Here is a 12,940-nt window from a genome sequence, read left to right on the forward strand (position 1 = left end):
AATGAAAAAAGTTCTACTCAGCGCACTGATTATTGCCGCCCAGGCGGGCTTTGCATTCAACATCCAGGCAGCCGATAAGCCCGATACGGTAAATATCGGTTTTCAGAAAGCAAATATCTTCGCGCTGCTTAAATATCGCGGCACGCTGGATGAGGAGTTCAGAAAGCAGGGGATCGCGGTTCACTGGATTGAGTTTCCGGCCGGACCGCAGATGCTGGAAGGTCTGAATATCGGCAGTATCGATCTCGCGGCCACCGGCGATGCCCCGCCTACGTTTGCTCAGGCGGCGCAGGCCGATCTGGTTTATCTGGCGCACTCCCCAGCTAACCCGAAAACCGAAGCGATCGTTGTTCCGGCCGACTCACCTGTGAAAAGTGTGGCGGACCTTAAGGGTAAGCGCGTGGCGCTGAATAAAGGGTCTGACGTTAACTATCTGCTGGTTACGGCGCTGGAGAAGGCAGGGCTGACCTACAAAGATATAACGCCGGTCTATCTGCCGCCCGCCGATGCGCGAGCGGCCTTCCAGCGCGGCGCGGTCGATGCATGGGTTATCTGGGACCCTTACTACGCGGAAGTTGAAACCAATGCTCACGCCCGGTTAATCAGCAACGCCGAAGGGCTGGTGCCGCACTACACCTTCTATCTGGCCAGCCGCAAGTTTGCGGAGCGTTATCCGGCAATCGCCAGCAAGGTGGTGGATGAGCTGGGCACGCTCAGCACCTGGGCCAATCAGCATCAGGATGAGGCGGCAAAAATCATGTCTGCCTCGACAGGTCTGCCGCAGCCCATCTGGCAGCGCGCGCTGGCGAGGATGCCTTTTGGCGCAGAGCGTATGACGCCTGACGTCTTCACGCAGCAGCAGGCCCTGGCGGATACCTTTACCCGGATTGGTCTGCTGCCGGTGAAGGTGGATATCCGCAGCGCGACCTGGTCGCAGGATAAGAAATAGGGCGGTCGGGCTTCCGTTAGCCATTCAACCTGATGTGCTGGCGGAAAGGTGAGCCGACGGGCCTGATGCTGCTGAATGCGGTTAAGGAGGGTAATGCCATCAGGGATGATGACCGGCTCGCTCTGCTTCAGTGGTGGTAGCTCATCGCCGCATAATGTCAGAGAGGGGGAAGGGAATGACGCATTATCCGCCTATAACCGGCCTCACCAGGCTGACTGACCTGCCCCTGGTATGAGATACAACCGTCAGCGAGTAATCTGGGTTTGTTTATCTTCACTTTTCCCTGTTCGTCATATAAACGCTTCTTCATGAGGATGTCCTCATGTGGCTTTTGAGACATTACGAATATGGCGGTGTATTAATCAATCGGGAGCAGGGCAAACCTTATTTTTATTATCTTCAGAGATGCCCTCTGTTTACGTGTGCATCTGCTATGCTTACGTAAGGATTTCATATTTAACATAATTAGTATTGTACGAACTTATTGTTATTACAAAATGCTAAGGTCATACAGAACAATACACAGAATTAGCCTTTCCGCCTGACACCATACTTATTTCACTTACGTCCAGTTCTCTCATCCTCTTACTATCGAAATGTTGATCGAGTCAGCCCGGGCCAGGCGATGGTACTATGGCTGATACGTAAGACGCATGAGACAGTTATCAACGTTAAGGCGCATAAGCCTTAGTTCCTTAAGTCATCTTAAATGACTCAGAGATGTTTGTTCAAAACGATGGCGATTCAGCCATACTGGCGTGAATTACAAAATTGTAGGCGGAAAAATACCTGAACAGTCACTGCTGACTGATGAACTCAATCCTTTTTTATCAGAATAAGCTTCTCCGGAAAAAGCCCTCTGAGCAGCGAAAGTCAGCGACTTCCCTATAAAAATGCCCCACTGTCATGTGAGGCATATACTCAATTGCTGAAAAATGCTTATTTAAAATTGCCGTTCACAAAATTGTTCAGCCATTGCGTTGCGATGGCAGTGACAGAATCGGGGTCATTCCAGCCCATTACTGCACCCAGAATAAAGCCTCCAATGACACCTACAATGGGCCCGATTATAACCCCAGCCAGCTGGCCGATGATGCCAACACCCAGCAGACCACCCTGATCACCCCCATGGATACCGCCATAAGCCGCGCCGGCTGCAAAACCAGTTGTGGCCAGAATAATCGCGCTGGTCAGTGAACTAAAAATATCACCACCAGAAACCTCGTTAATTTCCATTACATTTAATTCACGCACTTTATTGCTCCCTAGATTGAAGGTTATGTTTTTCAGAAGGCAGGAAGATGTTAAAACCATTAACACCTCAGCCCTCTGGCGCGAAAAAAATAATGCATTCTTAAAGGGGTGATTAATATAGAACTAATTCTATATTCAGTTTGCGATTAAATATTTATTCGCCTTAGTACCTGTTAATATGCGCCACGACAATAACGCACATTTTTTGTTGCTCATTTAACGCGTGAGAAGCTTCTGATCGCCTCAGTCTTACCGACAAAATTCTGTTCAGCAGACTGATAATTTTCAGGCAGGGTAACCGATGGATAACCCGCTTCTGACTATGCCGGAGAGCACGGCAGCCCCGCTCCCTTGAGGAATCCCGCACGGTAACCTACCTTCTATCACTCTCCCTGACGCTGCACCCCTCAGATGCATCAACATAACCGGAGGTCAGATGACCCACAGCTCCCCTTCCACACCCTGCAGCGGCACGCTGTTTTTTGATGTTAATGAAACTCTGCTGGATATGTCAGGACTGAATCAGGCGGTGGCGCAGCGGCTTGGTAACAGGCCTGAGCGCGCCGAAGCCTGGTTCACCTCGGTGTTACATCATTCGCTGGTGGGGACCGTAACCGGCAGCTTCCACAATTTTGGTGATATCGCCGAAGCCGTACTGGAGATGACTGCCGCGCGATACGGTATCACCCTGCCGGAGGAGGCAACGCCGCTGGCCGAAATCATCGCCGCGATGCCTGCTCATCCGGATGTGGCCAGAGGGCTGACCGCTCTGCAGCAGCAGGGATATACGCTGGTCGCGCTTACCAACTCCTCTGCCGCGCTGGCGGAAAAGCAGCTGAGTTCCGCCGGGCTGGCCCCCCTGTTCACCCGTATTCTCAGCGTGGAACAGGTTCAGGTTTATAAACCCGATCTGAGGGTCTATCAGTGGGCGATGAAGGAGATGGGCCAGTCCGCGTCTGCCTGCATGATGGTGGCGGCGCATGGCTGGGATGTCGGCGGGGCAAAATGTGCAGGGATGAAAACGGCCTTTGTCGCCCGCCGGGGCCAGGCGCTCTATCCGCTGGCGCCCTCACCGGATCGCGTCGTCGATGATATCGTTGCGCTGGCTGCAGAGATCACCCCGCTCTGCTGAGCCGCATCAATGGATGTGCAGCGATGTACTGCACACTCACTGTTCTGTCTCAAACGCCGATCTGACCGCCTCGACGATACGCTGGGAGGTGGCATCATCCTCAAACAGCGGGAAGTTTTTTTTCAGCTTGCCGGAAATCTGCCAGCCGTTCTCCTTCAATGACCGGATGATGCGGCTGGCATCCTGATCCGGCATCTCAACCACCTCCTTCAGCTGCTGCTGGGCGCGCTGAAACAGAACCAGCACCCGCGCTTCATCGGCCATTTCGGTTCGCACGGTATGCTCGATCACTCTGCCCGTGTAGAGAACATGCTCGGTCAGATCGGGATAGCGCCAGGCAAAGCGGGCATCCTCATAGTCGCTGAAAATGAAGTTGCTCCGGGTGCCGTCCTCATACGTTTTCAGTTCGCCAAAACGGTAGCAGCCCGCATAGCGCCGCATCAGTTTTTTAGAAAAGAGATCCAGCGTGCGATCGTAGCCGACCCGGAAATCCATCGAGCTGGTAATGGTGGCAGAAACCGGCAGGATGACGCCGTCCGGTATTGCGCCATCCCGGTTCAGCGTGTCATTGATCAGAAACCGGTGGATGCGGCCATTGCCGTCGCGCATCGGGTGGATATAGACAAAACCAAACGCGATAACGCCCGCCCGGGCCAGCGGCGCGGCGCCCTTTGTCGCCTCCTCAAAGGCTTTCAGCCCCTGCATAAAGCGCGGGACATCCTCGTAGTGTGGCGCAATATAGTGGACGATATCTTCACGCATCGTCGACTGTCCGACAAACACCGGTGAACGTCGCAGCCCCAGGCCCAGCGCATCCTGCCCCAGAATCCCCTGCTGTATGGTATGCAGGCTCTCCTCGCTGAGCGGATCGTCGAGCTGCCCACAATACTGCGCGATCACATGAGCAAAGCGCTGGATGCGGTCGCCCTGGTCAGACTCTTTTTCAATCAGGAAACTGGCGCGCGACTCTTTAAAAGTCAGCCAGCTGGCGGTGCGCATCAGAATATCTGCGCCAAAGGCGTTATCCAGGTCTTTTAAGGCGTCATTCAGATCGAAGGCCAGCGCCTGCTCAACGGCGGGCGTTCTCCGCACCAGCGGACAGAAATCTGCCGAGCCCGGCAGGTTATCGTTGATGCGCCAGCGGCGGTTACGCTTCAGCGTGGTGCGGGTGAGCCAGGCATCGGATGAAATGGCCTCGACATAACCGCCGTTGGTCACATCGGGCACCTGTAGCGGGCTGCCGGTCAGCCATTCATAGAAAAATCCGGCCCGCCGCGCATACTGCCCGAACGGCTCCTGGCGACACCACTGTTCCACTGGTTCAGGTCCGATGGCCGTAAACAGCCGGGCAAAGAACTCAAGATGGATCTCTTCATATTTGAGGCCAAAGGCGAAGTGACCGGCAAAAGAATCTTCCGGCTGATAGCCAGGCGGATAGTGATTCTCTACCCGTCCCTGGCTCTCGTGATGGGATCGTACCGTGCCGATGGCCGACTTCACGCGCAACGGTTGCGCCAGTTCAATTGCATAACGTTCGCGCAGCGCGCTGAAGCCGACCAGCATAACGAATCCTTTATCTGTCGAATGAAAACGGTAACAGAAAGGAGTTCTATCACGAAAACGTTAATTTCGCTATCGGGAAAGCGTTAACGGCCGCCTGAAAACGATAATAAAATGGCGGGATAATGCGAAAACAATAACGACACTGATGCGTCAGGGTTTAACCACGATGCAGAGCAGACCGGCAACAATCATCACCACACCGGCCAGACTGTGCCAGCTGAAAGCCTCCTGAAATACCGGCAGGCTGACGGCCACCAGCCACACCAGCACGTAGCTGAGACTCAGCAGCGGATAGACCCGGTTGAGCGGGAAAAAGTGCAGCGCCCGGATCCAGCAGAGCATCGAGACGCCATAGGCCCCCAGCCCGGCCAGCAGCATCAGGGCGGGCAGGATAGCCACCGCAGGCAGCGACAGGAGGCTGCTGAACTCAGGCAGCCGCGGCATCGCCCAGCGCATCATTAACTGTGCCGCAGAAACCAGCAGCACGCTGCAGGCCACCCATCCATACCCTTTCATAGCTGACTCGCCATCAGTGCCACGCCGGTTACCACCAGCAACGTGCCCGCCATCTGGCGCAGCGTCAGTCGCTCGCGCCAGAGGAGCCGCCCGGCCAGCGCGACGAAAATGAAATTAAGGCTCAGCATCGGATAGGCCTGGCTCACCGGCACCTGCTGTAGCACCCGCAGCCAGAGAAGCATGGCGACACCTAACAACAGCATGCTGAAGGCGATCCAGCTTAACCGCCCCTGACGTGACAGCGCATGGGTCGCCTGCTTCTGGCAGAGCTGCGCGCTGCAGCTGAGCAGGCTGACCAGGACAATCAGCAGCAGCATCATTTCAACTGGCTATAGTAAAGGCTGACCAGCCTGCCCTGACGATACACCGCATCCGGCACCGGAACCTCCTCATCGATATCGCTGTGAACCGAGTCGACCAGCAGCAGCAGCGACACGCTGCCCAGCTGGCGATGCGCCGCCAGCCAGCGGCTGAAGTCTGTCGCAGAGACGAAGCGGGACTGCGCATCGGGGTAGCTCAGCCCATACTCCAGCTCGCCTTTGGAATCATAGAAACCGATATCGCTGCGGTGCAGATGCCACGCGGCGGCGGAGGCCACACCGGGGTTATCCGCCAGGATAAAGCGGCTGGCCGCCAGCCGATCACCCGTGACCGAGACAAAGTTCTGCGGCTGCTTAGCGTCACGAATTTTCTCCGGGATCGCAGAGCCGATGAGCAGCGCCACCCCCAGCGGACAGAGCGCGGAGACCAGCCAGCGGCGTGGAGCGGATCGGCAACTGTACGCGCCCGCCACGCCCCAGACGAGAAACGCCAGTGCTGCCAGACCCAGCTTCAGCTTCTCCTGCGCGGCGAACAGCGGATGGTGCGTCACACTCCACGGCGCCAGCACCAGCAGGACCGTCGCCACGGTCAGGATACCAAAAATCAGGTTAATCCAGCCGTTGACGGTTAACACCCGCCCTGCCCGCTGCGCAGCATTCAGGCCGTAGTGCGCCATCAGCAGCGACAGCGGTACAAAACAGGGCAGGATGTAGGTCGGCAGCTTGCCTTTTGCCAGACTGAAGAACAGCAGCGGCATCACCGTCCAGCTCAGCAGATAGAGCGCGCCCGGATGCTGCCGGCGTTCACGCCAGCCACTCATCAAGGCGCCAGGCAGCAGCGCCAGCCACGGCAGCGTGCCAAGCAGCAGCACCGGCAGGTAATACCAGAACGGCGCTTTGTGCTGCGCATTCTCCTCTGCGAAGCGCTGAATATGTTCCACCCAGAAGAAGTAGTGCCAGAAATCAGGCGCCTGATGATAGATCGCCAGCGCCCAGGGGGCGCTGATCGCCGCCGCAGAGAGCAGCGCCAGTGGTCCGTAGCAGAAGAGTTCCCGCAGCCGCTGCCGCCAGATCGCCCAAGGCAGGATCGCCAGGACCGGCACCACCAGCGCCAGAAACCCTTTGGTCATGAAGCCCATGCCGCAGGCGAGCCCCAGCAGCAGATAACCGCCTGCGCGCCCGGCGCGCCCGCTGGCCTCGGTCGCCAGCCAGAAGCTGCACATCGCCGCCGCCAGCCAGAGCATCAGCATGGGGTCAAGCACCGCATAGGTGCCGACGCCATAGACCAGCAGCGAACTGAGGAAAATCACGCTGCCGACAGCGGCGGTGCGCGCAGAACCAAACAGCCGTCTGCCGAGCCAGTAAATCAGTAGCGCGGTGACCGTCGTGGAGGCGATCGACCCCGCCCGCACGCCGAAATTGTTATGGCCAAACAGCCATTGCCCCAGCGAGTTGATCCAGTAACCGGCTACCGGTTTTTCGAAGTAGCGCAGGCCGAAGAAGTGAGGGGTGATCCAGTTCCCGCTTGCCAGCATCTCACGGCTGATCTCCGCATAGCGGGTCTCATCGGGCTGCCAGAGATCGCGGAACACCGGCGGGATCAGGTAATAAAGGATAAAAAAGCTGAAAAAAAGTAACCACGTCGTGTTGTTACGTATCCGCACTAGTTCGCCTCTTCAGTGAGTTTCTGACAACCCAGCCACCCTTCCCGGCCGGCGATTTCCCCTCTGACAACCCGGCCCAGCGGCAGGGTATTCAGATCGGCGGGCAGCAGCTCGTTTAACGGGCAGAACTGAATGCCATGGCGGGCAGCCGCCGTCAGCAGCCGGTCAAAGTCCGGGGAGCCGATGATGCCTTCCACTTCAGCGTGGATGGTGTAAACCGCCCCGTCATCTGCGGCGAGCATCTTCGCCAGAATATAGTCGTTGTAGCCTTCCGCGCTGACCTCACGGCCAACCACCTCATCCCATGTCGGCAGCGTCACCGGGATCTGAACGGTGCCAATCTGTCCATCCGGCAGCAGAGGCCGGAAAGGCCCGGTGCCGCGACAGTCGCTGTTGTAGTGGAAGCAGAAATCCTGCTTGGCCGCGAGCACCCGGCCATCGGCGCGCCAGCCGGCCACCGCCGAGCAGCTGACCGGATGGCCCAGGATCTCACTCAGCGTCTCGGTGCCACGCGCGATCTGCTCAACCAGCTTATCCTGCGGCCAGACACCCGCCCAGGTCTGCCAGGCAAAATGGTCCCAGGCGTGCAGCCCCATCTCGTGATAGCGGGCGGTATCCTGAATGATATGCCGCAGGCCGCGCCCCATCTGCTTACCGGGCCAGGCCGTGCCGGCGAGCAGAATGTCCCAGCCATAGAGCGATGCTGCGCGGGAGCGCAGCATCTTGATGAGGAAAGCCGGTTTGATCAGCCGCCAGAGATGGCGGCCCATGTTGTCCGGCCCGACGCTGAAGAAAAAGCTGGCCCGCACCGCGTGACGCTGAAACAGCTCCAGCAGCGTCGGCACACCCTGCTGCGTGCCGCGCCAGGTATCTACGTCAATCCGCAGACCAATCTTTTTCATCACTTATCAGCCTGTTGCTCAATGGTGCGCAGGAAGAAGTCCAGCGTATTGTCGATCGTGACATCCATCGTGACGGTTGGCGTCCAGCCCAGTAAGCGACGGGCATTGCGGATCGCCGGTTTACGGTGCTCCACATCCTGATAGCCTTTGCCGTAGTAGCTGCTGCTCTCCACTTCGCGGAAACCGGCAAACGGCGGGAACTGACTGCGCAGCGGATGACGCTCGAAGCTGGACAGCAGCTGCTCGGCCAGCTCTTTGATACTGGCTTCGTTGTCCGGATTACCGATGTTGATGATCTGCCCGTCGCAGTTCTGCTGCTTGTTTTCGATGATGCGGAACAGCGCTTCAACGCCATCGCGGATATCGGTGAAGCAGCGCTTCTGTTTGCCGCCATCGATCAGCTTGATGGGCGAGCCTTCCACCAGGTTCAGGATAAGCTGCGTAATCGCGCGGGAACTGCCGATACGCGCCGCATTGAGGTTATCCAGACGCGGGCCCATCCAGTTGAAAGGACGGAACAGAGTGAAACGCAGCCCCTCTTTTTCGCCGTAAGCCCAGATGACGCGGTCCAGCAGCTGTTTGGAGACCGAGTAGATCCAGCGCTGCTTGTTGATCGGTCCCACCACCAGGTTTGAGGTGTCCTCATCGAAGCTGTCGTCCGTACACATGCCGTACACCTCAGAGGTGGACGGAAAAATGATACGCTTCTGGTATTTCACGCAGTCGCGGATGATTTTCAGGTTCTCTTCGAAATCGAGTTCAAAGACGCGCAGCGGATTGCGGGTGTATTCGATCGGGGTAGCGATCGCGACCAGCGGCAGAATGACGTCACATTTTTTGATGTGATACTCAATCCATTCTGAGTGGATCGCGATATCCCCTTCCACAAAGTGGAAGCGCGGATGATCGAGGAAGCGGCTGATGGCGTCGGAGCTGATATCCAGCCCGTAAACCTCGAAATGCTCATCCTGCAGCAGTCGCTCTGTAAGATGGTTGCCGATGAAACCGTTGACGCCCAGGATCAGCACGCGGGTACGACGCTGCAGAACCGATTGCGGTTTGGAATAGAGCAGCGCGCCCGGCACCATGCCTAAACTTTGCGCCAGCTGGCTGCCGTTCATGTACACGCCGTGCTCAGACTGGCCGGTCAGAATTTCAAGCGCGCCCTCACCGCAGGCGACCAGGAACGGCTGCTTAGAGATCACCGTGCCAGGCTTCGCCTGCTGCTGCTGAGGATGAACCCGGCTCTTCCAGACGATGAATTTGACCGAACCGGCGAAGGCGAACGCGCCAGGCCAGGGATCGGTGACCGCTCTCACCAGATTGTGGATGGCTTCGGCGGGCTGATTCCAGTCGATGCGGCCATCTTCAGCCGTGCGACGGCCCACGCGGGACGCCTGGCTCTCATCCTGCGCCCACTCCGCCACATCCCCCTGACGCAGGCGTGGCAGCACGTCGGCAAGCAACTGCTCCGCAGCCTGGGTCAGTTTACGGTGCAGCGTCAGCGCGTTGTCCTGCTCCTCAATGGCAACCTTCTGCTGAGCCAGAATATTCCCGGCATCGGCGCGCTTCACCATGCGATGCAGCGTCACGCCCGTTTCGCGCTCGCCATTCACCAGCGCCCAGTTCAGCGGGGCGCGGCCACGGTATTTCGGCAGCAGCGAGCCGTGCAGGTTGAAAGCCCCCTTTTCGGCACATTGCAGGATCTCGTCGCTCAGCAGATTGCGATAGTAGAAAGAGAAGATCATCTCTGGTGCCATCGTGCGGATGCGGTCGAGCCAGATCGGATGATTTGCCTCGTCCGGCGCATAGACCGGAATGCCGTGTTCTGCCGCCAGACGGGCTACCGAGCCGAAAAACGGATTTTCGGTCGCCACATCGTTGTGCGTAAAGATGGCGGTGATCTCGTAGCCTGCTTTCAGCAGCGCATTGATGCCGACACAGCCCATGTCGTGATAGGCGAAAACGAGGGTCTTCATGATTGAGTATCCTGTACTGAAGGCTCTTCAGGAGCCTGAACAATGCGTTGAACGAAATAGCGCGGACGCGCGCGAACGTCGTTGTAAATGCGCCCGATGTACTCCCCGAGCAGTCCCATACCCACAAACTGGGCGCCGATAAACATGAACAGCACGGCGAACAGGACGAAGACACCATCCCCCGCCCACGCCGCACCAAAGAAGAGTCGCAGGATGATCAGCACCAGCGAGAAGGCAAAACCGGAGAGGGCAATCAGGCTGCCGACCACGCTGAGCAATCGCAGCGGTGTGGTGGTCAGGCAGGTCACCAGGTCGTACATCAGGTTGATGAGCCGCATAAAACTGTATTTCGAATCGCCAAAGGCGCGCTCGGCATGGATGACCGGCAGCTCAATCGTGTGACGGGCGAAAGTGTTGGCCAGAATCGGGATAAAGGTGCTGCGCTCATGGCAGTTCAGCATCGCATCGACGATGTGACGGCGATAGGCGCGCAGCATGCAGCCGTAATCGCCCATCGCTTTGCCGGTCACGCGCTGGATTAAGCGGTTGAGCGTGCGCGAGGCCTTACGACGGAACCAGGTGTCCTGGCGCTGCTGCCGGACGGTGCCCACCACGTCATATCCCTGACGGGCGGCCTCGACCAGACGCGGGATCTCTTCCGGCGGATTCTGCAGGTCGGCGTCAAGCGTAATAATCAGATCGCCGCGCACCTGGCTGAATCCGGCCATGATGGCGGAGTGCTGACCGTAGTTACGGTTGAGCAGCACGCCCTTTACCCGGCTATCGGGCAGGGTGGCAGCCTGTTCGATCAGTTCGGCTGATCGGTCACTGCTGCCGTCATCCACCAGCAGAATTTCATACTCCAGGTCGATACCGTCGCAGGCGGCGCCGGTGCGCTGTAACAGCTCCGGCAGGCTCTCTTCTTCGTTGTAGACCGGGATCACCACGGAAAGCATATTAATAGGTTGAATATCGCGCATCTCAGGCTCCGGCAATGTCATGTAAAGCCTGAATGACGCGCTCTACATCCTGGTCCGTCATCGACGGGAACAGCGGGATCGAACACATCTGCTGACTATTGCGTTCGCTGGCGGGCAGCGACAGATTCGGATAGTGATGGCGATAATATTTGTGGGTATGGGCCGCACGGAAATGCAGGCCGCTGCCGATGTTCCGCGCTTTCAGTGCCTGCATCAGCGCATCGCGTGACAGGCCGCAGCGCTGTTCATCCACCCGGATAATAAACAGATGCCACGCATGCTCATGGGGCCAGTCGGGCAGTGACAGCGGCGTAAACGGCAGCGTGCGCAGCGCCGCCAGATAGCGTTCCGCGATCTCACGACGGCGGGCAATAAAGCCCGGCAGTTTCTGCAGCTGAACCAGCGCGATCGCCGCGCTGATATCGGGCAGATTGTATTTGAAGCCCGGCATCATCACTTCCGCCTGCGGCAGCCGTCCCTGAGTCTGGCGATCGAAGGCATCGACTGCCAGGCCATGAAACTTCAGACTGCGGATGCGATCGGCGAGCGCGGCGTCATCCGTCACGACCAGACCGCCTTCTGCGCAGGTAATATTTTTAATGGCGTGGAACGAGAATATCGCCGTGCCGCGGTGACCCACCGGCTGGCCATGACAGGTGGTGCCCACCGCGTGAGCAGCATCCTCAATAATGGCGATGCCATGCTGTTCAGCCAGCGCATAAATCGGGTCGAGATTGGCGGGCGCACCGGCATAATGCACCGGAATGATGGCGCGCGTCCGCGGGGTAATCGCCTGTGCAATCTGTTCCGGCGTCACCATCAGGTTGTCAGGATCGACATCAATCATGACCGGTGTCGCGCCCAGCAGCGTAATCAGGTTCAGGGTTGAGACCCAGGTCATGGAGGGGGTGATCACTTCATCGCCCGGCCCGATCCCCATGGCCATCAGCGTAACGTGCATCCCCGCCGTGGCAGAACTGACCGCAATGGCGTGCTGATTGCCGGTCAGCTGAACAAAGGCCTGCTCCAGTTCGGCGCATTTTGCTCCGGTCGTAATCCATCCCGAATCAAATACGGCCTTAACGGCAGCCAGCTCTTCATCACCGAACGAAGGGCGGGAAAAGGGCAAAAAATCCATGCTAAAACTCCTGCAGATCAACCTGTAAGCTGTCGCGCGTTTTAATCAGGCACAACGCCGGAAAAAGAATTTGAATAGCGGTTTATTCTCGCCCGGCAATAGCGCTGTTGCGCCCCAATTTTCCCGTTATGGAATTAAGGTTACCGGACTGCTAATACAAGCTACCGCACAAAAGTTAACTGAACATTAAATGGATGAGATGAATAACAATAAAATCAACGAGGCATCAGTTAAGGAACGCTGAAAAAGTTCACTCACCACTCACAGATACTCTCCCTTATCCTTAATCTTTTCATTTCATTGATAATGTGTTTATAAATCAGCGAATTTTACCGGTAACAGCCGCAGGAAATGCCCGATCCATAAATTGTCACGATCGGGTCGGCGTTTACCTTTCGTTGATTTTTATCGCTTCGCTAATGCCGGTTTAATGCAGTGCGATCGCCGGAAAACCGGTAGCTTTGCGCGCGCCGGAATCGCCGGTTTAATAAAATCGTCTTAATGTAATCTTAATATTGCCGGTTACTCTTGTTCCGACCTCAC

At 57.3% G+C, this 12,940-nt stretch carries 11 protein-coding genes and 1 pseudogene; 3 read left to right on the plus strand and 9 right to left on the minus strand.

The annotated features are described in order from the left end of the window. The first annotated feature begins 1 nt into the window (after window position 1). Together J1C59_RS18930 and J1C59_RS21915 are read left to right on the plus strand one after the other, a co-directional pair. Complete coding sequence (locus J1C59_RS18930; protein ID WP_128086186.1) at window positions 2-949, plus strand: sulfonate ABC transporter substrate-binding protein; 948 nt, start codon at window positions 2-4, stop codon at window positions 947-949. A gap of 575 nt (window positions 950-1,524) precedes the next feature. Next, window positions 1,525-1,590 (plus strand): annotated as a pseudogene (locus tag J1C59_RS21915) (DUF1493 family protein); the annotation flags it as partial. A 298-nt stretch (window positions 1,591-1,888) separates the two neighbouring features. Here the strand turns inward: J1C59_RS21915 and J1C59_RS18935 are convergent. Next, the gene (locus tag J1C59_RS18935) at window positions 1,889-2,269 is read right to left on the minus strand and encodes a colicin V synthesis protein (RefSeq protein WP_422615492.1); all 381 of its coding nucleotides are present in this window, start codon (window positions 2,267-2,269) and stop codon (window positions 1,889-1,891) included. Window positions 2,270-2,639: 370 nt separating this feature from the next. On the opposite strand from J1C59_RS18935, the gene J1C59_RS18940 reads away from it, so the two are divergent. Further along, window positions 2,640-3,335 (plus strand): haloacid dehalogenase type II, encoded by a 696-nt coding sequence (locus tag J1C59_RS18940; protein WP_128086185.1) that lies wholly within the window; start codon window positions 2,640-2,642, stop codon window positions 3,333-3,335. A 36-nt stretch (window positions 3,336-3,371) separates the two neighbouring features. Here J1C59_RS18940 and J1C59_RS18945 read toward each other — a convergent pair whose 3' ends face one another. The 8 genes from J1C59_RS18945 to arnB form a co-directional block, all read right to left on the minus strand. Next, window positions 3,372-4,898, minus strand: a complete 1,527-nt coding sequence (locus tag J1C59_RS18945; protein ID WP_128086184.1) for a Fic family protein — start codon at window positions 4,896-4,898, stop codon at window positions 3,372-3,374. A 150-nt stretch (window positions 4,899-5,048) separates the two neighbouring features. Beyond that, window positions 5,049-5,414, minus strand: coding sequence for a 4-amino-4-deoxy-L-arabinose-phosphoundecaprenol flippase subunit ArnF (arnF, locus tag J1C59_RS18950; protein WP_128086183.1), 366 nt, complete (start codon window positions 5,412-5,414; stop codon window positions 5,049-5,051). Beyond that, a complete protein-coding gene (gene arnE, locus J1C59_RS18955; RefSeq protein WP_128086190.1) occupies window positions 5,411-5,731 on the minus strand; it encodes a 4-amino-4-deoxy-L-arabinose-phosphoundecaprenol flippase subunit ArnE in 321 nt (106 codons plus the stop codon). The genes arnF and arnE overlap by 4 nt, the downstream gene beginning before the upstream one ends. Further along, entirely contained in the window at window positions 5,731-7,398 is a 1,668-nt protein-coding gene (gene arnT, locus J1C59_RS18960; RefSeq protein ID WP_140916784.1) for a lipid IV(A) 4-amino-4-deoxy-L-arabinosyltransferase, read from the minus strand. Before arnT ends, arnE begins: the two co-directional genes overlap by 1 nt. Beyond that, window positions 7,398-8,300, minus strand: coding sequence for a 4-deoxy-4-formamido-L-arabinose-phosphoundecaprenol deformylase (arnD, locus tag J1C59_RS18965; RefSeq protein WP_128086387.1), 903 nt, complete (start codon window positions 8,298-8,300; stop codon window positions 7,398-7,400). Before arnD ends, arnT begins: the two co-directional genes overlap by 1 nt. Next, window positions 8,300-10,279, minus strand: coding sequence for a bifunctional UDP-4-amino-4-deoxy-L-arabinose formyltransferase/UDP-glucuronic acid oxidase ArnA (arnA, locus tag J1C59_RS18970; RefSeq protein WP_128086388.1), 1,980 nt, complete (start codon window positions 10,277-10,279; stop codon window positions 8,300-8,302). The genes arnD and arnA overlap by 1 nt, the downstream gene beginning before the upstream one ends. Beyond that, window positions 10,276-11,259: an undecaprenyl-phosphate 4-deoxy-4-formamido-L-arabinose transferase gene (gene arnC, locus J1C59_RS18975; protein ID WP_128086389.1), complete on the minus strand. Its 984-nt coding sequence runs from the start codon at window positions 11,257-11,259 to the stop codon at window positions 10,276-10,278. Before arnC ends, arnA begins: the two co-directional genes overlap by 4 nt. Window position 11,260: 1 nt before the next feature. Then, window positions 11,261-12,397: a UDP-4-amino-4-deoxy-L-arabinose aminotransferase gene (gene arnB / locus J1C59_RS18980; protein ID WP_128086390.1), complete on the minus strand. Its 1,137-nt coding sequence runs from the start codon at window positions 12,395-12,397 to the stop codon at window positions 11,261-11,263. Between the last annotated feature and the right edge of the window lie 543 nt (window positions 12,398-12,940).

Origin of the sequence: Pantoea deleyi (assembly GCF_022647325.1) — a bacterium.
In the GTDB taxonomy this organism is placed as follows: Bacteria; Pseudomonadota; Gammaproteobacteria; order Enterobacterales; family Enterobacteriaceae; genus Pantoea; species Pantoea deleyi.

Bases quoted from the DNA above. Each gene is read 5' to 3' on its own strand.
- J1C59_RS18930 (WP_128086186.1), top strand. From the start codon at position 2: ATGAAAAAAGTTCTACTCAGCGCACTGATTATTGCCGCCCAGGCGGGC.
- J1C59_RS18940 (WP_128086185.1), top strand. From the start codon at position 2,640: ATGACCCACAGCTCCCCTTCCACACCCTGCAGCGGCACGCTGTTTTTT.
- J1C59_RS18945 (WP_128086184.1), bottom strand. From the start codon at position 4,898: ATGCTGGTCGGCTTCAGCGCGCTGCGCGAACGTTATGCAATTGAACTG.
- arnF (WP_128086183.1), bottom strand. From the start codon at position 5,414: ATGAAAGGGTATGGATGGGTGGCCTGCAGCGTGCTGCTGGTTTCTGCG.
- arnE (WP_128086190.1), bottom strand. From the start codon at position 5,731: ATGCTGCTGCTGATTGTCCTGGTCAGCCTGCTCAGCTGCAGCGCGCAG.
- arnD (WP_128086387.1), bottom strand. From the start codon at position 8,300: ATGAAAAAGATTGGTCTGCGGATTGACGTAGATACCTGGCGCGGCACG.
- arnA (WP_128086388.1), bottom strand. From the start codon at position 10,279: ATGAAGACCCTCGTTTTCGCCTATCACGACATGGGCTGTGTCGGCATC.
- arnC (WP_128086389.1), bottom strand. From the start codon at position 11,259: ATGCGCGATATTCAACCTATTAATATGCTTTCCGTGGTGATCCCGGTC.
- arnB (WP_128086390.1), bottom strand. From the start codon at position 12,397: ATGGATTTTTTGCCCTTTTCCCGCCCTTCGTTCGGTGATGAAGAGCTG.